The 21,083-nt window shown below is 46.7% G+C and carries 18 protein-coding genes and 2 tRNA genes; 14 read left to right on the forward strand and 6 right to left on the reverse strand.

Features of this window, described 5'->3' with window-relative positions:
- Window positions 1-88 precede the first annotated feature (88 nt).
- From ACH3Y6_RS08865 to ACH3Y6_RS08875, 3 genes are all read left to right on the forward strand, one after another.
- Complete coding sequence (locus tag ACH3Y6_RS08865; RefSeq protein ID WP_490835244.1) at window positions 89-1,276, forward strand: GAF domain-containing sensor histidine kinase; 1,188 nt, start codon at window positions 89-91, stop codon at window positions 1,274-1,276.
- Between the two features lie 383 nt (window positions 1,277-1,659).
- A complete protein-coding gene (locus ACH3Y6_RS08870) occupies window positions 1,660-2,793 on the forward strand; it encodes a SusE domain-containing protein (RefSeq protein ID WP_490835245.1) in 1,134 nt (377 codons plus the stop codon).
- Between the two features lie 152 nt (window positions 2,794-2,945).
- Complete coding sequence (locus tag ACH3Y6_RS08875) at window positions 2,946-3,335, forward strand: hypothetical protein (protein WP_490835246.1); 390 nt, start codon at window positions 2,946-2,948, stop codon at window positions 3,333-3,335.
- Between the two features lie 81 nt (window positions 3,336-3,416).
- On the opposite strand, the gene rocD is transcribed toward ACH3Y6_RS08875, so the two are convergent.
- Entirely contained in the window at window positions 3,417-4,646 is a 1,230-nt protein-coding gene (gene rocD / locus ACH3Y6_RS08880; protein ID WP_490835247.1) for an ornithine--oxo-acid transaminase, read from the reverse strand.
- 402 nt (window positions 4,647-5,048) lie between these two features.
- On the opposite strand from rocD, the gene ACH3Y6_RS08885 reads away from it, so the two are divergent.
- From ACH3Y6_RS08885 to ACH3Y6_RS08900, 4 genes are all read left to right on the forward strand, one after another.
- Window positions 5,049-6,077 carry a glycosyltransferase family 2 protein gene (locus ACH3Y6_RS08885; RefSeq protein WP_490835248.1) on the forward strand — a complete coding sequence of 343 codons (1,029 nt, stop codon included), beginning with the start codon at window positions 5,049-5,051 and terminating at the stop codon, window positions 6,075-6,077.
- Window positions 6,078-6,117: 40 nt separating this feature from the next.
- Window positions 6,118-6,321 carry a hypothetical protein gene (locus ACH3Y6_RS08890; protein WP_490835249.1) on the forward strand — a complete coding sequence of 68 codons (204 nt, stop codon included), beginning with the start codon at window positions 6,118-6,120 and terminating at the stop codon, window positions 6,319-6,321.
- 77 nt (window positions 6,322-6,398) lie between these two features.
- Window positions 6,399-6,471, forward strand: a tRNA-Gly gene (locus ACH3Y6_RS08895).
- A 65-nt stretch (window positions 6,472-6,536) separates the two neighbouring features.
- A tRNA-Leu gene (locus ACH3Y6_RS08900) sits at window positions 6,537-6,622 on the forward strand.
- 96 nt (window positions 6,623-6,718) lie between these two features.
- Here ACH3Y6_RS08900 and ACH3Y6_RS08905 read toward each other — a convergent pair.
- The 4 genes from ACH3Y6_RS08905 to ACH3Y6_RS08920 all read right to left on the reverse strand — a co-directional run bounded on the left by ACH3Y6_RS08905 (window position 6,719) and on the right by ACH3Y6_RS08920 (window position 9,611).
- Window positions 6,719-7,225: a DinB family protein gene (locus tag ACH3Y6_RS08905; RefSeq protein ID WP_490835250.1), complete on the reverse strand. Its 507-nt coding sequence runs from the start codon at window positions 7,223-7,225 to the stop codon at window positions 6,719-6,721.
- A 115-nt stretch (window positions 7,226-7,340) separates the two neighbouring features.
- Window positions 7,341-8,186 carry a 3-keto-disaccharide hydrolase gene (locus ACH3Y6_RS08910; RefSeq protein WP_490835251.1) on the reverse strand — a complete coding sequence of 282 codons (846 nt, stop codon included), beginning with the start codon at window positions 8,184-8,186 and terminating at the stop codon, window positions 7,341-7,343.
- Between the two features lie 93 nt (window positions 8,187-8,279).
- Complete coding sequence (locus ACH3Y6_RS08915; protein ID WP_490835252.1) at window positions 8,280-9,014, reverse strand: hypothetical protein; 735 nt, start codon at window positions 9,012-9,014, stop codon at window positions 8,280-8,282.
- A gap of 132 nt (window positions 9,015-9,146) precedes the next feature.
- A complete protein-coding gene (locus ACH3Y6_RS08920; protein ID WP_490835253.1) occupies window positions 9,147-9,611 on the reverse strand; it encodes a response regulator in 465 nt (154 codons plus the stop codon).
- A 123-nt stretch (window positions 9,612-9,734) separates the two neighbouring features.
- On the opposite strand from ACH3Y6_RS08920, the gene ACH3Y6_RS08925 reads away from it, so the two are divergent.
- The 4 genes from ACH3Y6_RS08925 (at window position 9,735) to ACH3Y6_RS08940 (ending at window position 14,477) form a co-directional block, all read left to right on the forward strand.
- Window positions 9,735-10,523: a hypothetical protein gene (locus tag ACH3Y6_RS08925; RefSeq protein ID WP_490835254.1), complete on the forward strand. Its 789-nt coding sequence runs from the start codon at window positions 9,735-9,737 to the stop codon at window positions 10,521-10,523.
- Window positions 10,523-11,161, forward strand: coding sequence for a methyltransferase family protein (locus tag ACH3Y6_RS08930; protein WP_490835255.1), 639 nt, complete (start codon window positions 10,523-10,525; stop codon window positions 11,159-11,161). Before ACH3Y6_RS08925 ends, ACH3Y6_RS08930 begins: the two co-directional genes overlap by 1 nt.
- 70 nt (window positions 11,162-11,231) lie before the next feature.
- Window positions 11,232-13,370 (forward strand): sensor histidine kinase, encoded by a 2,139-nt coding sequence (locus tag ACH3Y6_RS08935; protein WP_490835256.1) that lies wholly within the window; start codon window positions 11,232-11,234, stop codon window positions 13,368-13,370.
- A gap of 12 nt (window positions 13,371-13,382) precedes the next feature.
- The gene (locus ACH3Y6_RS08940; RefSeq protein ID WP_490835257.1) at window positions 13,383-14,477 is read left to right on the forward strand and encodes a hybrid sensor histidine kinase/response regulator; all 1,095 of its coding nucleotides are present in this window, start codon (window positions 13,383-13,385) and stop codon (window positions 14,475-14,477) included.
- Between the two features lie 6 nt (window positions 14,478-14,483).
- On the opposite strand, the gene ACH3Y6_RS08945 is transcribed toward ACH3Y6_RS08940, so the two are convergent.
- Entirely contained in the window at window positions 14,484-15,311 is an 828-nt protein-coding gene (locus tag ACH3Y6_RS08945) for a hypothetical protein (protein ID WP_490835258.1), read from the reverse strand.
- 111 nt (window positions 15,312-15,422) lie between these two features.
- Between ACH3Y6_RS08945 and ACH3Y6_RS08950 the strand changes: the two genes are divergently transcribed.
- The 3 genes from ACH3Y6_RS08950 to ACH3Y6_RS08960 are packed head-to-tail and all read left to right on the forward strand — an operon-like array spanning window position 15,423 to window position 21,068.
- Entirely contained in the window at window positions 15,423-16,538 is a 1,116-nt protein-coding gene (locus ACH3Y6_RS08950) for a DUF3667 domain-containing protein (RefSeq protein ID WP_490835259.1), read from the forward strand.
- Window positions 16,539-16,548: 10 nt separating this feature from the next.
- Window positions 16,549-17,331, forward strand: coding sequence for a nucleoside triphosphate pyrophosphohydrolase (mazG, locus tag ACH3Y6_RS08955; RefSeq protein WP_490835260.1), 783 nt, complete (start codon window positions 16,549-16,551; stop codon window positions 17,329-17,331).
- On the forward strand, window positions 17,328-21,068 hold the full coding sequence (locus ACH3Y6_RS08960; protein ID WP_490835261.1) for a sensor histidine kinase: 3,741 nt from the start codon (window positions 17,328-17,330) through the stop codon (window positions 21,066-21,068). Before mazG ends, ACH3Y6_RS08960 begins: the two co-directional genes overlap by 4 nt.
- The last annotated feature ends 15 nt before the right edge of the window (window positions 21,069-21,083 follow it).

Below are 21,083 nucleotides of genomic sequence, written 5' to 3' on the forward strand. Positions count from 1 at the left end.
TATTTATTGAAAATATCCATTGAAAACAGAATCCTTATCCGAACCCGGTTCCCCTTCCATAGTATCCCCGCCTATTCCTGAAAATGAAATGGAACGTTTACAAAAGCTGTCAGAGCTTGATGTAGACTATACAGAAATGCAGGAATCCTTAAAGGGACTGTCAGAACTGGCGGCAAGAGTCGCCGGAACGCCCATATCACTGATCAACCTGATTGACTCCTTTACCCAGTGGACAGTTGCCAATTATGGGCTGCCGCTGAAACAGATGAGCCGGTCAGACTCTGTTTGCCAGTATATCATCATGGCCAAAGAGGAAAGCCTGGAAGTAAAGGATCTGAGTGTTGATGACAGATTTAAAGACAAGTTCTATGTTACAGGCGATCCGTTATTGAAATATTATTTTGGCGTACCCCTGCAAACGGAAGATGGCTATCCTATCGGTGCACTGTGCGTATTGGATAAAGTGGGGCATGAGATCAGCCCGGAGAAAGTAGAGATCCTTAAGATTATTGCACATGAGATCGTCAATTGCCTGATGACGTTTCAGTCTGTCAGGAACCTGCAAAACAGGATAAAAGAAGCCAACGATAGGCAGCGTAAACTGGCACACGATATCCGGGGTCCGTTGGGGGGTATTATCAGTCTTGCACAGATCATCAGCCAGCAGGGGAAGGACAATGATATGGACCAGGTATTGGAATTTGTGGGACTGATACAGAAGAGTGGGGTGTCCTTGCTTGAACTGGCCAACGAAATTCTGCAATCCGATAAAAGAATAGAAACGGTAGATATGCATCCGGGTGGTTCCGGATTGTTTAACCTGGCAGTGTTCAAAGACAGGCTGGAGCAGTTATATTCACCGCAGGCGATTTCCAAAGAGATCGATTTTACCGTTCAGGTTAAGAGCGACAATAAGCTGGTCTCTTTCTCTAAGAATCATCTGCTGCAGATAGCCGGAAACCTTATTTCCAATGCCATCAAGTTTACCCCAGTAGGGGGAAGGGTAACCGTAACCCTATCCCTTGCGATTGCCGCAGTTGGGCAGGAACTGCTGATAGGGGTCAAGGATACAGGCAAGGGCATGGATGCCGGCCAGATAGCCGATATATTCAAAAATGGGACAACCCTTTCAGCTGCAGGTACAAAAGGAGAAATGGGATATGGTATGGGTTTGCGCCTTGTAAAAAGGCTTGTAGACGAGCTGAAAGGACAGATAGCTGTTCATACTAATCCCGGTGAAGGCACTGCTTTCGAAGTGCGTATCCCAAAACTGTAAGCTGGTATATACGGGTTATTGTAAAATGATGAATACTTGTTAAAGCCTGCTCAATACCGAGCAGGCTTTTTTGTAACAAAATCGTCAAAGTGTTACTTATTAAAGTGTTGATTATCAGTATTTTGTAATTTATCTGGTTTTCTGATGGTCATTTAATAGATTTTTCACTACAGCATTAATTCCGGTTAGCTACGTTTAGTTGGCCGATACGGTTACCGATTGGCATCCCTGAAATCTATCTGGCAGGGAGGTATCCTGTTACTCTTTCCGCAAACACTCATCTACTGTTTTTTCACAACCCGGTCTATTTCCCAGAAGGCTGATTCTGAGTCACTTTGTACTGTGATTGTAACACATCATTCACCTCAGGAAAAACAGATTTTATGAAACAGCAGATCACCAAAACCGACAAAATACAGACTCCAGGAAGAGCCGGGTTGCTCTTTATAGGAACTGCTCTTTTACTGCTGACAGCTTGCCAGAAAGGAGTAGAAACTCCTGTAACTGCTGCCAATAATAATATAGTAGCCGAAAGTGCTACCGCTATTACTGGTTTTCGTATTTCTGAGAGCAATGTGGTGTTACGCCAGGGTAATGCAGATATCACCGCTGTAAATTTCAGCTGGAGCCGTACAGCCAACGATAACCTGAGAAACTATACAATAGAAGCTGCTGCAGAAGGAACCCGTTTTGAAGCGCCTGTTGAGCTGGGTACTACAGATGGTGCCCAGGTAGGATTTCTGGTAAAAGACCTGAACCAGAAAATGTGTCAACTGGTTCCTGGTGGTAACAGTGGTAAAGTGGAGCTGCGTGTAAAAGCAACCCCTGTTTATGGAAAAGCCAGCGTGGTGTACAGTGATGCGGTAGCGCTGAATGTAACCACCTATCAACCTTACACTGAGTATGGATATCCCAAATACCTGAAATTACCTGGTAATTTCCAGAGCTGGGACCTGGCTACCGCCCCACAGATCGTCAGCACTGAAAACAATGGTGAATATGAAGGATATGTGAATTTCACCAATACTTACGCCCAGTTCATGTTTGTAAAAGGAACCCAGTGGGAAACCACCAATACCTACACCCATATCGGTAATAACAAATTCGGTTTTGGTGGTGGTGTTCTGGCCATCTTCGGAGGTGCGGGTACTTACCTGGTAAAAGCCAGCACCAATACCAATACCTGGAGTTACACCAAAATCAATAGCTGGGGTATCCATGGAACTGCTGTTGCCAGTGCCACCGACCCGGTTATGAGTTATGATGAAACCAAAAATGCCTACGTGGTTACCTGCAACCTGCAGGCCGGTGAATTCAGGTTCAGGGCCAATAACAGCGATGCAGTGACTTTGGGCAACCAGGTAAAAAACGGTTACAATATACCTGCTGCCAACGGTGAAAATTTTAAAGTAACCACTCCCGGATATTATACTATTTACCTGAATGTGAAAACAGCCGGTAACTATGGCTGTACTGTGGTAAAACAACCCAATGTGGCTGTGAACGGTAATGGTTAACGGGAATGATGACCAAGGGAATAAGGCTTGAAGATAGAAAATCAGAAAAGGTGCTATTCACAAGGAATACCACCTTTTTCTTTTTGAGGCTTTTCACCGAAAGCGTTCCCTCCTCTGGAAAATGTTATAGGTTTGCGGTAAGTTTTCGAAGTATGAAATATTCCCAAACGATTGGCATCATTGCCACCCTTGCCTTGGTGGCCGTCTGTTTTTTACCCTGGAGTTATATTGCCAGCAGGCAGATCACCATTACCGGTTTCCAGGCTGTGGGTACCCATTTCGGCAAACCCGGTTTATTCACCGTTATCCTTTCCGGTATTATGCTGGTCATGTTTGCCGTGCCTGCTATCTGGTCTAAAAGAACCAATGTTTTTATTGCCGCACTGAACCTGGCATGGTCGTTCCGGAATTACCTCATGGTCTCTACCTGTTTAATGGGCGAGTGTCCCGAAAAAAGGCCGGCTTTGTATGCCCATGTGGCTTTATCGGTCCTGATACTACTGATGAGCCTATTGCCCAAACTGGACCTGAAAGGCAAATAAGCACTGTTTTTAACAGGAAACCTATTGATAAAAAAGAGCATAGCAGTAATGCTATGCTCCTTTCAATTCGGGAATCCGTTTTTATGCCAATGTCTCTAAGGATTTTCTGATGATCTCCACACATTCCAGCACCTGCTCCCGCGTGATCAGCAGGGGTGGGGCAAAACGGATCTTGTCGCCATGCGTCGGTTTGGCCAACAGGCCATTTTCTTTTAATGCCAGGCAAAGGTCCCAGGAAGCATTCGGGTTGGGGTGTTTGATCACGATGGCGTTCAGCAAACCTTTTCCACGGATGGTAGTGATAAACGGTGAGTTCAGTTTGGCCAGTTCGGAACGCAACAATTGTCCCATCATTTCGGCATTCTCTGCCATATGCTCTTCTTTCAGAACGGTCAGCGCGGTTATGGCCACCGCACAGGCGAGGGGATTGCCACCATACGTAGACCCATGCTCGCCCGGATGGATATTCAGCATCACGGCATCATCGGCCAGCACCGCCGAAACGGGCAATACACCTCCACTCAGCGCCTTACCCAAAATCAGGATATCGGGACGGACCTGCTCATGATCGCATGCCAGCATTTTGCCAGTACGTGCCAGTCCTGTTTGTATTTCGTCGGCAATCAGTAACACCTGGTATTTCGTGCATAACTCCCGCACTTTTTTCAGGTAACCTTCATCCGGCAAAACCACGCCTGCTTCACCCTGAATGGGTTCTACCATGAATGCGGCCACATTTGGGTTCTGTAAGGCTTTCTCCAACGCTTCGGTATCGTTATACGGGACGATATCAAAACCGGGCATAAAGGGGCCGAAGCCTTTGTAACTGCTGGGATCTGTAGAGGCAGAAATGGCTGCCAGTGTCCTTCCCCAGAAGTTACCTTCGGCAAATACGATCCTTGCCTGGTTCTCTTCAATTCCCTTTTTGTCATAAGCCCAGCGTCGGGCCAGTTTAATGGCTGTTTCGCCGCCTTCCACGCCGGTATTCATCGGTAACACTTTATCATAACCGAAATAGGCCGTAATGAACTGCTCGTATTGTCCCAGCAGGTTATTGTGGAAAGCGCGCGAGGTAAGTGTGAGCTTTCGGGCTTGTTCAACCAGAGTGTCAATGATGCGGGGATGACAGTGACCCTGATTCACCGCAGAGTACCCGCTCAGGAAATCATAATATCTTTTACCGTCAACATCCCACAAAAAAACGCCTTCCCCTCTCTCCAGTACCACAGGGAGCGGATGGTAATTGTGAGCGCCGTATTTGTCTTCTAATGCCAGATAAGCTGCAGCTGTTGCAGACAAGGTAGTAACCATATAAATGCGTAATTAGCTATGAATAAATAATCAAAAGTCCGGGCTATAACAGGCTTGGAACCGCATACAGATGTGTACGTGATCAGGTACTAATCAGGGGTTCCTTCTTCAGCAGGAACATGGGTGGTCCAGAAAATCTAAATTCAGGCGCAGAAAACGCATAACAGGTATTTCATCTGCAAGATAGTGGGAAAGGGTTGTTTGGGCAAGAATATAATGAGTGAATGATAGGATGATAGAATGATAGAATGAGGGAATACCCAGTAAATAGGGCATACTGGAGTTAATATTCCATTATGTGCGATTTCTTTTTTTAGCCTTCACACAACATTCTATCATTCTATCATTCACTCATTCTATCATTGAATTACCCTAATACACCTATTTTCGCAAAAAAAATCCTTGTCATTACCCTCAGTAGCAGTAGTCATACTTAACTATAACGGCCGGCGGCATCTGGAGAACTTTTTGCCTTCTGTGCTGGCGTCTACCTATGGCAACCTGCGGGTGGTGGTGGCGGATAATGCATCTACAGATGATTCGCTGGCTTTTCTGCTTGAAGCGTATCCTTCGGTGGAGGTGCTGACACATCCCAGGAACGAAGGTTTTGCCGGGGGGTATAACTGGGCATTGAAACGGGTAACAGCTGATTATTATGTACTGCTGAATTCGGATGTACAGGTAACGCCGGGTTGGATAGAACCGGTGATCGCATTAATGGAAGCCAACGGCCGTATTGCTGCAGCCCAACCCAAGCTGCTTTCTTTCCGTGAACCCGAATTATTTGAATATGCCGGTGCTGCGGGTGGCTGGATCGATCATCTCGGATATCCCTTCTCCCGCGGAAGGATCTTTGATGTGTGCGAAGCTGATACCCACCAGTACGATACCGCTGAGCCCATTTTCTGGGCATCGGGAGCCGCGATGTTTGTAAAAGCGGCTGTGTATCATGAAATCGGGGGATTGGACGATAGTTTTTTTGCCCACCAGGAAGAGATCGATCTCTGCTGGCGTATCCAGCTGGCAGGGTATAAGATCTGGTCATGTCCCCAATCGGTGGTGTACCATGTGGGTGCGGGTACCTTACCCCGGGGTGGACGAAAAGTATTCCTCAATTTCCGGAATAACCTGCTCATGTTGTGTAAGAACCTTCCCTGGCAGGAAAAGATCTGGAAATTGCCTTTTCGGATCGGTCTGGATGCCATATCAGCCTGGAAGGGACTTTTTACCGGGGATATTTACTTTTTTACAGCCATCGCCAAGGCGCACCTGGCAGTAATGGGGCGTATTGTAACAGGAGGTGTCCGAAAGTCTGGCTCCCGCAAACCCATGCGGTTACTGGATGGCGTATACGGCGGATCGGTGGTATGGCATTATTTTATCAAACAACATACCCGTTTCAGGGAAATTATTCAAAAGAAGGCTTTTTAATTTGCGGCTGACCCTTATTTTTGCAAAGTAACTAACCACTATGTCACACGAGATCAACGAGACACAAGAAAAAGATTTTACCAAGAACTGGGTAAATTCATCAAGGTTCCTTTTTTACCTGCAGGTATTCTGTATCCTGGCATTTGTACTGGGCGGATGTTACCGTTTATACAACCAGCGTTATAAGGGCAAGCCCGATGTAGAAGTACAGAAGAGCAGCCAGTACAAACCTGAGTACAAATAAAAAAAATCAATAAAAAATTTTGTCAGGAACTCGGGATGACTATTTTTGCACTCCCAAAACAAGTTCTTACAAATAACGCGGAAGTAGCTCATTTGGTAGAGCACGACCTTGCCAAGGTCGGGGTGGCCGGTTCGAGCCCGGTCTTCCGCTCAGAAGTCCCGTCCGCCTGAGGCGGTTACGGGACTTTTTTTTGGGAGTTCACTCCCCGAAGGGAAGCCCTGGTGGTGGAACTGGTAGACACGCAGGACTTAAAATCCTGTTCGCCGCAACGCGAGTGCGGGTTCAATTCCCGCCTGGGGCACATCGCAATAAAAAACCTTGATAGTACAACTGTCAAGGTTTTTTTTATTTGCATCCTATTATCCCGTACGGGCAGAAACAGCAATAAGGGTTTGTCTTAATCCGCCAGTAGTTCCTTCAACTGCGGAAAATGCCGGTGTGTATGCAGGTCTAAAAAATGAATCCATTCAAAAGCGGTCATCTCTCCAAAAAAACGATGCGGAAAATCGGTGCTGACCAGTGTCAGGTCCTGTGTGGTAATGGCAGACACAATTTTGTCACGTTCGGCCCGCAGTTTTGCGATCATTTCCGCGGGAGTCCTTTCTGCGGCGACAGGTGCCAGAAAAGGCGGTGCATCAATGCGTACTTCACGGTTGGTGACACGACCGGTATATTCAGCAAGCTTTTCTGTCGGATTTCGGTTAGCGGGTTGGGTGGCGGTAGCCAGTATTTCCTGCAAACGGATATCGAATAACAACAGGTGTTCGGCCACATCACCGGCATTCCAGGCCGAAGGGGCGGGCTTTCGGTTGAATGTTTCGGGTGTGAAGGCTTCCAATAGACCGATCAGTGAATCCGTAGTGGCCTGAAACTGTGCCGCTATCGCTGTGTTGTTGATTTCCATGAAGCTAAGCTAAACAAAAGGGCATGTTGCAGCTTTCCGATTTACATAAGCGGTTATACTCATCGGTTTGCGCCTTTGCGAGACTATTTGCGTGCAAAGGCGCAGCCAGTGAATATCATTTGGTAACAGGTAACTGGAGCTTTTGCAGGATCGTAGCCAGTTTTTTGGGATCCTTTGCGAAAGGCGAGAGGTCAAACAATTCCACTTTTCTGAATTCCACCGGGTGGCTCTCACTCTGCAGTGAGATATAGCCCTCTTTCAGCAGTTTGCCATCCACTTTTACAGCAGGATCGTAGTGGATCACGTTGCCATTGCCGATCTGTGGCTGGTTGTATTGCAGCACCACCTGTTTATCGATGATATGCTGCACCAGCGAATCTCCCAGGACCAGTATCTCTACGCGCACCCACTGGTCGCCATGATAGGTTTGCGAATGCGAGTTCACACAGTGATTGGTGAGCAGTTTGCCATCCATCACCACATTGGTTCCCGGCGTACAAAGATTAGCGGTACTGCGTGGGTCTTTGCCATTACCCCCCAACAGTTGCACTTCAATGGAGATAGGGAAGTCCTGGTCTTTACCCATGGTGTTGGGATCCTGACAGTGGATCATCACACCACTGTTGCGCCAGGCCCAGCCTGGTCCGTTTTTGGCCTGTTCGCCGGTAAAGCGGTATTCAACCGCCATCAGGTAATAGGCATATTTGTTTTTGTAGAACAGATGCCCGAAACGTTCATTGAAACTGTCATAGGCATCGTATTTGGTTTTCAGTACTCCATTCTCTACATAAAAAGTGTTACCGAAATTTTCATGCAACGGGTAGCCGGTTATTTTAGGCGTCCAACCAGTGAGGTCTTTTCCGTTGAAGAGCTGTATCCATCCTGAACGGGATTTTGAGCCGGGTTGGGCATAACTCTGAACCAACAAAAAGAGCGCTAAAAGAAAACCTGTGATCTTCATGTATGTACGATTGTTTTTAAGCTAATGGAAAGATACCATTTTACAAGCTTCTGAAGGGAACAAGTGTAACCGTGCACCAATGTTTTTGGAAGGTTACCTGTTTTCCAGGGTCTCTCTTTTTGTCCAGCATTCATCCATCACACCTCCGGTCGATTTTTCGCCGCGATGCCGCCAGTCGCCGTCAACAAATGAATAATCGAAACTGAGCAACTTGCCCACACTTGCAGGTGTTTTGGTAAAGAACTCAATATGCTCTGTGTATTTGCCCTGTACGGTGCTGTAGGTGCCGCCGCCGGCATGCTGGAACTGTTTGTTGGTAAGGTGATAGGCGATCCAGTGAAAATATTTTCCGGATAACACTTTCATGGTCCTGCGCGGAAAGAAGGGGTTGGGGCGTTTGGAAACCTTGTCGTTATTGTAGGTTCCGGTAATGATCCAGGCGCCGGCCAGTTCACCGGGAGCGCCATCATCCAGTCTTTGCCAGGTTTCAGGCATATTCCCCAGTTTGAGTGTGGCTTCGCTTGCCTGGATGGTATGTGTTACTTCTTTACCTACCTGTGTGGAATCTTTGGAATCCCATTCAATCTGCCTGATCAGTTGGTTGCCCGTTAAGCGCCAGGTGCCTCCCCAGGAATGGAGTAATGTCTTACCAGTAATATTGTATTGCGCTATAGAAAACACATGGTCCGTGCAGATCATTACGGTACGGTTATCGGCGGGGCCATATCCCCAGGCACCCATAAGCACCGGTGAGGGTTTGTGCCGGAAAGCGGTGAACAATACCAGAGAGGCGATCACTGCAATCAGTAACGAATGGGTTTGTTTCATGGCATGCATAATTTCTTTTAAAACTAACAAGAAATCAGACAGCAGGCAAGCCGATTCCGGGCAAACTGTTTCAGATGCTTGTCAGAACAGAATACGCTAATACGTTATTACACAATGCTACAAGCACAGTGTTTACGACAATAGATTCTGGCGTGCCAGGAGTTCCAGCTTTTGGTTGGCATCCATCAGTTTCTCTGTCAGTTCTCGGTTCTGGCGGCGGAGGTCGTATAACTCAAATGCATTCAGGATCGAGGTTCTTACTTCATGTTCTATCCAGGGTTTGGTAAGGTATTTGTATACCTGTCCGATATTGATGGCATCAATCACCGCATTGATATCAGTATAACCCGTAATCAGGATCCGGATAGGGTCGGGGTGTGTGGTTAGGATGGACTGGAAAAATTCAATGCCGGTCATTTTCGGCATACGCTGATCACTCAATATTACTTCGATGGGCTCAATCTCTATGATTTTTCGGGCTTCCTCTGCAGATTCCGCGGAGTAGATGTTGAAGGAACGACGGAAAGCTGCACGGAATGAAGTGATATTGTTCGGCTCATCATCTATATACAGGACATTTATCTTTTTTTCTTCCATGACTGATATTGGGGGTTTCGGTCTCGCGTTACCGTAAATCTAACAAAAACAAATGTTTATACAATAATAGTTAAACAAACGAACATAGTTTTGTTATTTTGTTAGAAATAAACACCGATTTTGATGAGTGGTTTTTCCCCAGATTTGGTAACAGAGATCAGGATCCGTGCTTTCAGGGCGATCGAAGATCCTGCGACCTGCAAAAAGTTCATTGCAGGCCATAGAAAGGTATTGTCCATCTATGGCATTGAAAACATCACGACCAACACTGATGACTGGATGTTCAATCCGGCTATTTTTGTGATCGTGGTAGAAACACTCGATGGGGAGAAACTGTATGGTGGTGCAAGGATACAGGTGGCAGACGGTATCCATCCGTTACCTATAGAAGAGGCTACCGGTAAAATGGATCCGCATATTTATGAGGTTGTTCGGCAGAAAGCCCGCCAGGGAGCTGCTGAATTGTCCGGATTATGGAACTCAAGGGAAGTGGCCGGTTTTGGTATCGGAAGCCTGTTCCCTTCGCGTGTGGCAGTGGCTTTGGCCAATCAGTTGGGGATCAATACTATGTTCTCGCTCTGCTCACCCACTACGGTCCGGTTTAAAGACTGGATCGGGGGCAAACTGTTAACAGAAGTGGGTAACAAGGGTACTTTTTATTATCCCAAGATAGACCTTATCGCAACCGCGCTCTATTCAGATGACCTGATCAGCCTGAGTGCGGCACATCCGAGGGAGCGGGACAAAATCTTCTATCTCCGGGAAAATCCGGAACATGTGGCAAGGGAAAAATCACCTTTTAAGAATCATTATATCAATATCCATTACCAGTTAACCCTGCCTTCTGCCAACCCTGAGGAATGTAAGATAGACTATGCGCCTTTTGAGCCGGCAGCTGAAAAACAGCATTGATGAGAAAGATCGTACTCGCTTCGGTGAGCAATATCCTGATGGTGATCCTTCCTTTGTTGGGAGCGCCCCAACTGATCCTGCATCCCAAAATACTGCTGCTTATCGCGGGCAGTGTGGCTATCTGGTTAACCCAACCGGCCTTTACCGTTCAGGAAACCAGTGAGCAGAAAAAAAGCGATCGTTTTTCTGTTTGGCTTATCCTGTGCATGTCGCTGGTGAGCGTGGTGGCACCCATTGTGCACTGGGCCTATTTTTTACCCGACAAAGACCGGTATGACTGGACTTTCTTCCTGGGCGTGACCATGATCGTGGTCGGTATCGGTTTCAGGGCAATGGCGGTTCGTTATCTTGGCAAATATTTTACCGCCACCGTGCAGATCCGTGAGGATCATCACCTCATTACCAGTGGCCCTTACCGTATCGTACGTCATCCAAGTTATACCGGAGCTTTTCTGGCCATTGTGGCCGGCGGAGTGGTATTGGGCAGTTTACCGGGATTTATGATATCTTGTATGGCCATGATGATCGCTTATTATGTGCGTATCGGTATCGAAGAAAAAGAACTGACCGAACGTTTTGGCGATGAATACCGGTTATATCAGCAGCGGACAAAAATGATCGTTCCCTATGTATGGTAGTGGTTATGCACGAAATTGGCTGACAAGAATCTCTTTACCGGCTATAACCCGGAAAAGGAATTGTGGCCTCGTGTTATGGCTGCTGCTCCTTTTCAAGATGGCAGGGGCGCAGGAGATCCGTATCACCGACCAGCAGCCCTCTTCTTTCATTTCAGCTTCCATGGAGCAACTGGTAGACAGCTCCAACCGGTTAACCGTTGAGCAGGTGCGGCAGAAAACCGGTTTTGTAAAACTGAATGGACGTATTCCCGTCTTTGCCGGTACTATTCAAAATGCCTGGTTCCGTTTTTCAGTACGTAATAATTCCCTGTCGCCCACACTGCTGTTGAATATTGCCTATCCCAATCTTTCCAGGGTAACGTTATATGTTCAGGATAATGTAAGTACCAGGCTGTTAGGGGAACAGGGTAATGATGTGGCGTACACAGCAACTGTGCCTGGTTCTCCCAACCTCGTGTACGATCTGAAACTGCCGCCGGACAGTGCGCAAAGCTACCTGGTGCATGTGTTCAGCGAACATCCCATTATTCTGCCAGCCGAAGTGCATACCTATGAAGCATTGCACAATTCCATCAATCTCCAGACCATCGTAACCGGCCTGTACCTGGGCGTACTGGCCGTTATGTTCCTGTATAACCTGTTCCTGTTCTATGGCACGCGCGATAACAGCTACCTGCTTTACATCGTGTACATTTTTTGTCTGGCATTGGCCCAGGTTACTGCAGCAGGGTATGGTTACCGGTATCTCTGGCCGGAGCATGCGTGGATCAACAGGTATGCCGTTGTTGTCACGTCCACTTTCTCTGCATTGAGCGGGTTGCTCTTTAGTATGCATTTTCTGCGTACCGCTTTTTATACGCCGAGGCTGCATAGTTGGTTGGGAGCGCTGGCAGGTGTGTATCTAGCAGGTTTGTTTTGTTCGGTATTATCGTGGCTGGATATCAGTTACGCCATCCTGAACTATAACGGACTGGTGAGTGTTGTTACGGTTTTGATTACCAGTGTCATCATCGCCCGAAAAGGGTTCAAAGCGGCATATTTTTACCTGTTTGCCTGGTTGTTGTTACTGGTATCTTTCATGGTATTAATTTTCCGAAACCTATCACTGGTTCCGTATAATAATTTTACCACCTATATTTTCTACCTCGGATCTGCATTGGAAGTGGCACTGCTGTCCATTGCACTGGCTGATAAGATCAATGCCTTGCGAAAGGAAAAAGAACAATCACAGGCCGAGGCGCTGAAGATTTCCATAGAGAATGAAAAACTGGTGCGCGACCAGAACCTGATACTGGAGAAAAAAGTAGCGGAGCGTACCGAAGAGCTGCAGTCATCCAATGAAAATCTGAGTGAGGCTTTACAAAACCTGAAAGATACCCAGTCGCAACTGGTGGAAGCCGAGAAAATGGCATCACTGGGCCAGTTAACTGCAGGTATCGCCCATGAGATCAATAACCCGATCAATTTTGTAAAGTCGAATATCAAACCCCTGCAGCTCGATATCCGGGACCTGGTAGAAGTGATTGATGCTTATGGGCAACTGCATGGCAGTGCTGCGGAAGAGATTCCTGCGAAGCTGACAGCGATTGATCAGCTGAAAAAACAGATCGATATCGGTTATGTACGCCAGGAAATAGAAAGCCTGGTAAAAGGGATACAGGAGGGGGCAGAACGTACTGCCGAGATCGTACTGGGCCTGCGTACTTTTAGCCGGCTGGATGAAAGTGAGGTAAAGACAGTCAATGTGCATGAAGGGATTGATTCAACTATCGTGTTGTTGAAAAGCAGCCTGCCGCAGTATATACTGATCCGTAAAGACTTTCAATCGGATGGCAGGGTAGAATGTTATCCGGGAAAATTGAACCAGGTGTTCATGAATATCCTGAGTAATGGCATACAGGCTATCAAACAGAAGGAAGTACAGAACGAACAGGAATCGATCACCATCAGTACCCGCGATATCGGTGACAGAATGGAGATCAGGATCCGGGATACGGGCATAGGCATGACGGAAGAAGTGCAGCAAAAAATATTCGATCCTTTTTTCACCACCAAAGATGTGGGAGAAGGCACCGGGCTGGGGCTTTCCATTGTATACAATATCATCCAGAAACATGGTGGGAAGATAGAAGTGCACGCAAGCCCTGGAAATGGTGCCGAATTTGTGATATCTTTATTCAAAGTGTTACCGGAAACCGTAGTATCCTAATATCCTATATTCATGAATTTCCCAGACTCCAAAGTACGCGTCTTGTATATAGACGATGAGGTCAATAATTTGCTTGCGTTCCAGGCAGGATTTCGGAGATTTTACGATATCTATACGGCCGAAACCGTTACCGACGGCATGAACATCCTGAATGAACAGGATATCCATGTTATCATTGCCGATCAAAAGATGCCCAGAACCACCGGAGTGGAATTCTTTAACATCATCCGCAAGGCACATCCTGATCCTGTAAGGATACTTCTGACGGGGTATGCCGATCTTGATTCGGTTATAGATGCCATCAATAAAGGGGAGATCTTCCGTTTCATCAAAAAACCATGGGACGAGCAGGAGCTGAAAGTAGCCATTCAGAATGGGTATGAACTGTACCGTACCCGTAAACAACTCAGCGATAAAGTAGCCGAACTGGAAAAAGCCAATGATGAGCTGAACCGCTTTGTATACAGTACTTCGCACGATCTGCGTTCACCGCTGGCCAATATTATCGGCATCCTGAACCTGGCCAAAATGCAGCAGCCTGAGAGTACACAGAACGAATATTTTATCATGATCGAAAGCTGTGTGAACAAGATGGATGCGTTTATTCACAAGACCATCGAATACTATAAAGGCATACGGCTGGATGATATTCATGAAACGGTCGATTTCATGAAAATGTTCACCGACAGCATCGAGCTTTGTAATATGCAGAACCCGCTGATCGTATTCGATGTGCATGTGGAACAGCCTGTTCCTTTCCGCTGTGATGCTTTCCGTTTATCGGTGATTTTGAATAACCTGATCTCCAATGCGGTGAAATACCAGCGAATAGAGGAGCCCAATCCTAATGTAAAACTATCCGTGCGGGTCACTGAAGAAAAAGCTACTATCTATATTGAAGACAATGGAGTGGGTATCATAGAGGAGCACCTGAACAAGATCTTCCAGATATTTTTTAGAAGTACGGACTTTAAGAATGGTCTGGGAATAGGTCTGTATATTGTAAAAGAAGCCCTGACTCGTATCGGCGGGCAGATATCTGTCATGTCGGAATATGGTAAAGGAACTTCGTTCACGCTTACCATACCCAATCAACCCCTGCCATAATGGGGGTCATTCGTAACTGTATTCTATGCGACCGATCAGTTTCCTTTCCTTATCGTAGCCCAGTTCTTTCTGTTTGAGCCCTTTTTCGTTGTAACTGTATTTCCAGATGATATAACTGGAAGTGCTCATGGAAACCTGTGTCATCTGGCTGATACGGCCATTGGCATCATACTCGTACTGAAAATCGGGAATCAGTTTTTTCAGCTTTCCATTATAGCGGACAATATCCGTGAGGCGTTTATTGGCGTCATAGTAATAATAATAGGTTTCCAGGGTACGGCCTTTCTTTTTCCAGTGCTCTTCGGCAATCAAACCCTGTTCATCTTTCATGAATTCAATGTAGGTGGTATCCAGCCTGTTTTTGATCCGGAGCATGACTGTGGGTTCGCCTTGCTCATTATATTGCCATTCATGTACTTCGCTGAGATTGGTTTTCATGGCAGTGTCCGTAGTGCTCAGTGCGATCCTGAGTACCTGCCCTTTATCGGTATATGTGTACTCGGTACGTGAATCTATGTTTAGGGTGCCGGACTGTGTCCTTTTCAGTTTGCCCAATTCGTAATAGCGGTTGGTTAGGGAGGGGCGACGGCCGGAAGTGGCAGCGCTCAGGATGATCCTTTTTCCATCCATGCTGATCTCTTCTTCCAGCAGGAAACCTTCGGTAATGCTGTTATCGGCTTCGTAGCTGGTGGCTTTGATCTTCCGGATCTTCTGCGCACGAAGTTGTTTGTACTGCTCATTACTGAGCTGGATAGAAACAATATCATTAAAATAATACTGTCCGAAACCAGCAGTGAGGATGCAGCAGCAAAGAATGGTCAGGATCGATTTCATCAGCCAATTTTTGACAAATGTACAGGTACAGTTTTCAACAATCCAAAAACTGCTGAAACCGGCCACTTGCTGCAATCATTTAGTTGTGTATTTTTAATCAAACGTTAACAAGTGTCACATTCGAGAGAAAGAGAAGAAAAAATCTGTTTAAACTGCGGAGCTGCGGTACATGGGCGGTTTTGCCATATCTGCGGACAGGAGAATATAGAACCCAAGGAGAGTTTCTGGCACCTGGTAACCCATTTCGCTTACGATATCACCCATTTTGACGGTAAGTTCTTCAGCACACTGAAATACCTCCTGTTCAAGCCTGGGTTCCTGTCGAAGCAATACCTGCTGGGCAGGAGGGTATCCTATCTGCATCCGATCCGGATGTATGTGTTCACTTCGGCCTTTTTCTTCCTGGTGTTTTTCAGCCTGCATAAAGACGAGGAAACGGCCACAATTAAAATAACGGAGAAGCCGGCTGCAGCTATTATCAAAGACCTTGAGAAAAAACGCCTGTCTTTACAGGAGGATCTGAAAGACAGTTTGCCGGAACTGGCGCAGGTATCCATACGGAAATCACTGGAACTGGTGGAGAATGATATTACGTTGTTGCAGCAAGACAGTACTGCTAAAAATAACCTGCAGTCGACAGGAAGTAATTTCAGCATATTCTCCCTCTCATCAAACGACCAAAGTTACCGTTCTGAACAACAATACGATTCCCTGCAGGCCAGTCTTCCCGGGAAGGACCGGGATAATTTCATTGAGCGGCGTTTTGTTCGGCAGAACCTGCACCTGCGGGAAAAATACCATAACGATGGCAAAGCCATCTGGACGGCCATTCTGAACAAGTTCAGACACCTGTTCCCGCAAATGATGTTTGTATCGCTGCCCCTGTTTGCATTATTACTGCAACTGCTGTATGTGCGGAGAAGGTCATTCTATTACGTAAACCATGTGGTATACTCCATTCACCTGTATTGTGCCATCTTCATGATTATCCTGATCGGTATCCTGACCGATCTGCTGGTGGCAAAGCTGGGTTCCCATGTCTCTGACTGGACCGGGCTGCTGTTTGGACTGGCTGCATTCTATTACTGGTACAGGTCGATGCGGAATTTTTACGAGCAGCGAAGGGGGCGCACGTTGATGAAGTTCCTGTTGCTGATGTTGCTGTCCTTATTCCTGATCTCGTTTATCTTTACAGTATTCTTCCTGTTTTCGGCTATGGCCATTTAATTTTTAGTGTATGCAAAACAAGACAGCAGATAGTTTTTTACGACTGGTCAAGATCATGGATGAGCTGCGTGAACAGTGTCCCTGGGATAAAAAACAGACCATCCATACCCTTCGCCCTTTAACGATCGAGGAAACCTATGAGCTGGCGGATGCCATTACGGCAAACGACTGGAAGGGGATCAAAGAAGAACTGGGTGATATGATGCTGCATATCCTGTTTTATGCAAAGATTGGTTCAGAGCAGCAGCAGTTTGAACTGGCAGACGTGATGAATGGTATCTGTGAAAAACTGATCTTCCGGCATCCGCATATCTATGGTGATGTGAAAGTGAGCAGTGAGGAAGAAGTGAAGCTGAACTGGGAAAAACTGAAAATGAAAGAGGGCAGCAAGAAATCGGTGTTGGGAGGGGTGCCTCCTTCCTTACCAGCGGTGGTAAAAGCCACCCGAATCCAGGAAAAAGCCAAACAGGTGGGGTTTGAGTGGGACAATAAGGAAGACGTATGGAAGAAAGTGGAGGAGGAGATAGGGGAGCTGAAAGAAGCCATCCGGCAGGAATCGCAGGAGCAGGTAGAGGAGGAGTTTGGGGATGTATTGTTCAGTCTGGTGAATTATGCACGGTTTTTGCGGGTGGATGCAGAAGGTGTATTGGAAAAGACGAACCAGAAATTTATCAGTCGATTCAAGCAGATGGAAGCCATTGCCGAAACACAGGGTAAAAAACTCCAGGATCTTACCCTGGCCGAAATGGATGCTATCTGGAACGAAGTGAAAAAGCAAACTGTACATACTTGATCCATTCATTACGACAGGCGGCATACAAACACGGTTATCTCATCATTACCGCCGCATGGCTGTATACGATCTCGTTTATTTTCATCAATTACTGGAGTTATTATTCCTCTCCCAAAAAAGTTAAAAGCAAACTGGAACAACGCCTGCGCCAGCAGGAGAAGAAATTCGACGAAGTACTGGCAGATACGGCCCTGCTGCAGTCCCTGTTAACCCACAATCCGGACGTGGAAGATCCGCTGGGTGACGAAATAGGCTTGTTTCTATATAAAGGTTCCGGTCATAACCAGGCACATGAGTTACTGTATTGGAATACCAACCGGATCTATATCAACCCGGAGGACCTGCTGCTGAAAGAAGGCAGCTATTTTATCGGTAACCAGAACGGTGATTTTGAAATGTTACGCAAACAGGTAACCCTGCGGGGGCATGAATACCCTGTATTTGCCATGATACCGGTGCGCTGGTCGTATTTCATGGAGAACAAATACCTCCATTCTGATTTTGCAGGTTATCCCGGTATCAATGAACAATATGAGATCAGCGTAGATCCCCAGGCATTGCCCGTACTGGGTCATGATGGGCAGGAATTGTTCCGCATCAAACTGAAACCCGGGAAGTCTTTTATTTCCTACGATCCGGTCACTGTGATCCTGCGGGTAGTGGCCATCATCTTATTGCTGGTATTCCTGCACTCACTGGCACTGGAGCTGGTGAGCCGTTACCGTTTCAGAACAGGCTTCGGTTTTCTGCTGGTGTCGGTCATCTTACTGCGGTTATTGTCGTACCAGTTCTCATTCCCTTTCGATTTCAGCAAACTGGGGCTGTTCGATCCTTCGGTATATGCATCCAACTTCCTGCACCCATCGCTGGGCGATCTGTTTGTCAATACCGTATTGTTGTTCTGGCTGGTAAGTTTTTACAAAAACAATACAGATAAAGAACCCGTGATCCGTGTAAGGATCGCTCCGCCGGTGTATGCATACCTGAATCTGCTGGTACTGGCCGCTATCTGTTTTTTGCTGGCCGGGGTGATCACCAGTCTTGTAAAAGATTCCAAGATACCCTTCGATGTCACCAATATCTTTGGTCTCACTGTATACAGCCTGATCAGTTTTGTCATCCTTTGTTTACTGGTATTGTCGTTCTTTCATTTTTCACAGGTACTGTTACAGCCGGTAATCCGTGCGCAGGTGCCGGTATATATGCAGATACTGGCAGTGTCACTGTTCGGCTTTGCTTATATACTGGCCGGTACTTCGGGGGGTAATACCAGGTTATACCTGTGGGTATTGGTCTGGTTGTTATTGTACCTGTTGTTACTTAACAGCCGTAAAAAAGATCTCGATATACCCTTACTGCGTTCGGGTTTTTTCATTTTCTGGGTGATGATCTTTACCATGTCGATCGCTACCATGGTCATTTACCAGAACGGGATCGTGGAGTTCGAGCAAAGAAAACGTATTGCCGAGAAGCTGGCCCTGCAAACCGATCCTTCCGGGGAGAACCTGCTGAATATCGCTGCCACAAATTTTGACGACCAGTTTCTCAGTGAAAACTTTCACCGGCTGGAGGAAAGCGAATATTCGAACAAATTCATCAAAGACAGCCTGGTCAACCAGAATTTCTCGGGATACCTCAATAAATACGATACCCGGATCTATACTTTCGACAGCCTGTTTCATCCGCTGTACAATGAGGATTCGCTGAATTTTGCGGCAATCCGCACCATTATCACCAATCGGGCCGAACCTACGGCCATACCGGGCATCTACAGTTATGAAAATGCGGCGGAAGGTTTCAGTTATATCTATGAGAAAGTGGTGAGCCGGCGGGATCGTGTGCTGGGGTATCTGTTTGTTGTCATCAAATCCAAACGCTATAAAAGCGAGGCGCTGTACCCCGAACTCTTTAACCAGGTGCAGGATGTGGCATCCGATCTCAATACCAATTATGCCTATGCTGTATACGCCCGTGGGCGGATGATCAATCATTTCAACACTTACAGTTTTCCCCTGGTGCTGGATAAGAAACAGCTGGCAGGTTTCGAGTTCCTGTTCAGGAAAGAAGGTGATTTTACTGAATTATGGTATAGCTCCAATAATGATAAACAGGTGTTGGTGGTAAAAAGGGATACGGGTTTCATAGAAGCGGTCACCCTGTTTGCCTACCTGTTCTGTTTTTTCCTGCTCATCATCTTCTTGTTTCATTTCGGCAGTTACCTGTTGCAGGCCAGGTTTAAATGGCAGGAACTGAAAAAAATGATGCGACTCAATATCCGTTCACAGATACAGGCCACCATCATCTTTCTCAGTGTATTCTCGTTCATTGTGATCGGTATCGCCACTATCTCCTTTTTTATCCTCCGGTTTAACCGGAATAATGAAGAACGGCTGTCCAAATCCATCCAGGTAATGGCCAATGAAGTCAATACCCAGATGAATTCCCTGCGTGCGTTTGATGATGTACCGGATAACCCTGGCGTAAAAGCAGGACTCGAAAAAACCATTGCAGAAATATCTGACCTGCACAATGTGGACATTAATTATTATAACCTCAGGGGAACCCTCGTCATTTCCACGCAGCCCTATATCTACAATAAACAATTGTTAAGTTCCAGGATGGAGCCCAAAGCGTATCGCGAATTGCAGTCAGGGCATAGTATCCGCTTCCTGCAGTCAGAGAAGATCGGTTCCTTCGAATACCTGAGCATCTATGTGCCTTTGACAGATGATGGCGGTAATAACTATGCTTATCTGAATATCCCGTACCTGAACTCGCAGAACGAACTGAACCAGGAGATCTCCGGTTTCCTGGCCACGCTGATCAATCTCAATGCCTTCATTTTCCTGGTGGCTGGTGCCATTGCTTTTTTCCTGACCAATCGTATTACAGCCTCTTTCAGCCTCATCGGCCGTAAAATGCAGGAGATGAACCTCGGTAAAATCAATGAAGCCATTGAATGGAACCGGAATGATGAGATCGGTATGCTGGTGGAAGAGTACAACAAGATGGTGAAGAAACTGGAGATCAGTGCCCAGGCACTTGCGCAAAGCGAAAGGGAAGGCGCCTGGCGCGAAATGGCCCGGCAGGTGGCACATGAGATCAAGAACCCGCTCACCCCGATGAAACTGAGCATACAGTACCTCCAGAATGCCATACAGAAAGGAGCGCCTAATGTTAAAGAGCTGTCGTCCAATATGGCGGTCACCCTGATCGAACAGATCGATCAATTGTCGAAGATCGCGGGTGATTTCTCGCAGTTTGCCAATATCGGTAATGCCCGTATGGAAACCTTCGATATTTCCGAAGTGCTTTCCTCGCTGATACGTTTGTACAGCACCAACCCGGCCATAGAAATCAAATGGGACAAAGCAGCAGGCAATTACCCTGTCTATTCCGACCGGGTACAGATGAACCGCTTATTCACCAACCTGCTGCAAAATGCCATTGAAGCCAACAGGGATCCCAATAAACTGGTCTTGATACAGATCCGTCAATATGCAGAAAACGGCAAAGTATTCCTCTCTGTAAAAGATAACTGCGGCGGTATCCCGGAAAATATGCGCCATAATATATTCACGCCCAATTTCACCACTAAATCATCCGGCACGGGGCTGGGACTGGCTATCTGCAAAGGCATTGTAGAAAAAGCCAACGGCCAGATCTGGTTCGTATCGGAAGAAGGGGTGGGAACCACGTTCTATATCAGTTTGCCGATTGAACAAAAGAACAGATGAACAGACGAACAGATG

The sequence above is a fragment of the Sediminibacterium sp. FW305-C-269 genome, assembly GCF_058231045.1.

What these genes read in the sequence shown, in the direction of transcription:
- ACH3Y6_RS08865 (WP_490835244.1), top strand. Translation starts at nt 89, where the DNA reads ATGGAACGTTTACAAAAGCTGTCAGAGCTTGATGTAGACTATACAGAA.
- ACH3Y6_RS08870 (WP_490835245.1), top strand. Translation starts at nt 1,660, where the DNA reads ATGAAACAGCAGATCACCAAAACCGACAAAATACAGACTCCAGGAAGA.
- ACH3Y6_RS08875 (WP_490835246.1), top strand. Translation starts at nt 2,946, where the DNA reads ATGAAATATTCCCAAACGATTGGCATCATTGCCACCCTTGCCTTGGTG.
- rocD (WP_490835247.1), bottom strand. Translation starts at nt 4,646, where the DNA reads ATGGTTACTACCTTGTCTGCAACAGCTGCAGCTTATCTGGCATTAGAA.
- ACH3Y6_RS08890 (WP_490835249.1), top strand. Translation starts at nt 6,118, where the DNA reads ATGTCACACGAGATCAACGAGACACAAGAAAAAGATTTTACCAAGAAC.
- ACH3Y6_RS08905 (WP_490835250.1), bottom strand. Translation starts at nt 7,225, where the DNA reads ATGGAAATCAACAACACAGCGATAGCGGCACAGTTTCAGGCCACTACG.
- ACH3Y6_RS08910 (WP_490835251.1), bottom strand. Translation starts at nt 8,186, where the DNA reads ATGAAGATCACAGGTTTTCTTTTAGCGCTCTTTTTGTTGGTTCAGAGT.
- ACH3Y6_RS08915 (WP_490835252.1), bottom strand. Translation starts at nt 9,014, where the DNA reads ATGAAACAAACCCATTCGTTACTGATTGCAGTGATCGCCTCTCTGGTA.
- ACH3Y6_RS08920 (WP_490835253.1), bottom strand. Translation starts at nt 9,611, where the DNA reads ATGGAAGAAAAAAAGATAAATGTCCTGTATATAGATGATGAGCCGAAC.
- ACH3Y6_RS08925 (WP_490835254.1), top strand. Translation starts at nt 9,735, where the DNA reads ATGAGTGGTTTTTCCCCAGATTTGGTAACAGAGATCAGGATCCGTGCT.
- ACH3Y6_RS08930 (WP_490835255.1), top strand. Translation starts at nt 10,523, where the DNA reads ATGAGAAAGATCGTACTCGCTTCGGTGAGCAATATCCTGATGGTGATC.
- ACH3Y6_RS08940 (WP_490835257.1), top strand. Translation starts at nt 13,383, where the DNA reads ATGAATTTCCCAGACTCCAAAGTACGCGTCTTGTATATAGACGATGAG.
- ACH3Y6_RS08945 (WP_490835258.1), bottom strand. Translation starts at nt 15,311, where the DNA reads ATGAAATCGATCCTGACCATTCTTTGCTGCTGCATCCTCACTGCTGGT.
- mazG (WP_490835260.1), top strand. Translation starts at nt 16,549, where the DNA reads ATGCAAAACAAGACAGCAGATAGTTTTTTACGACTGGTCAAGATCATG.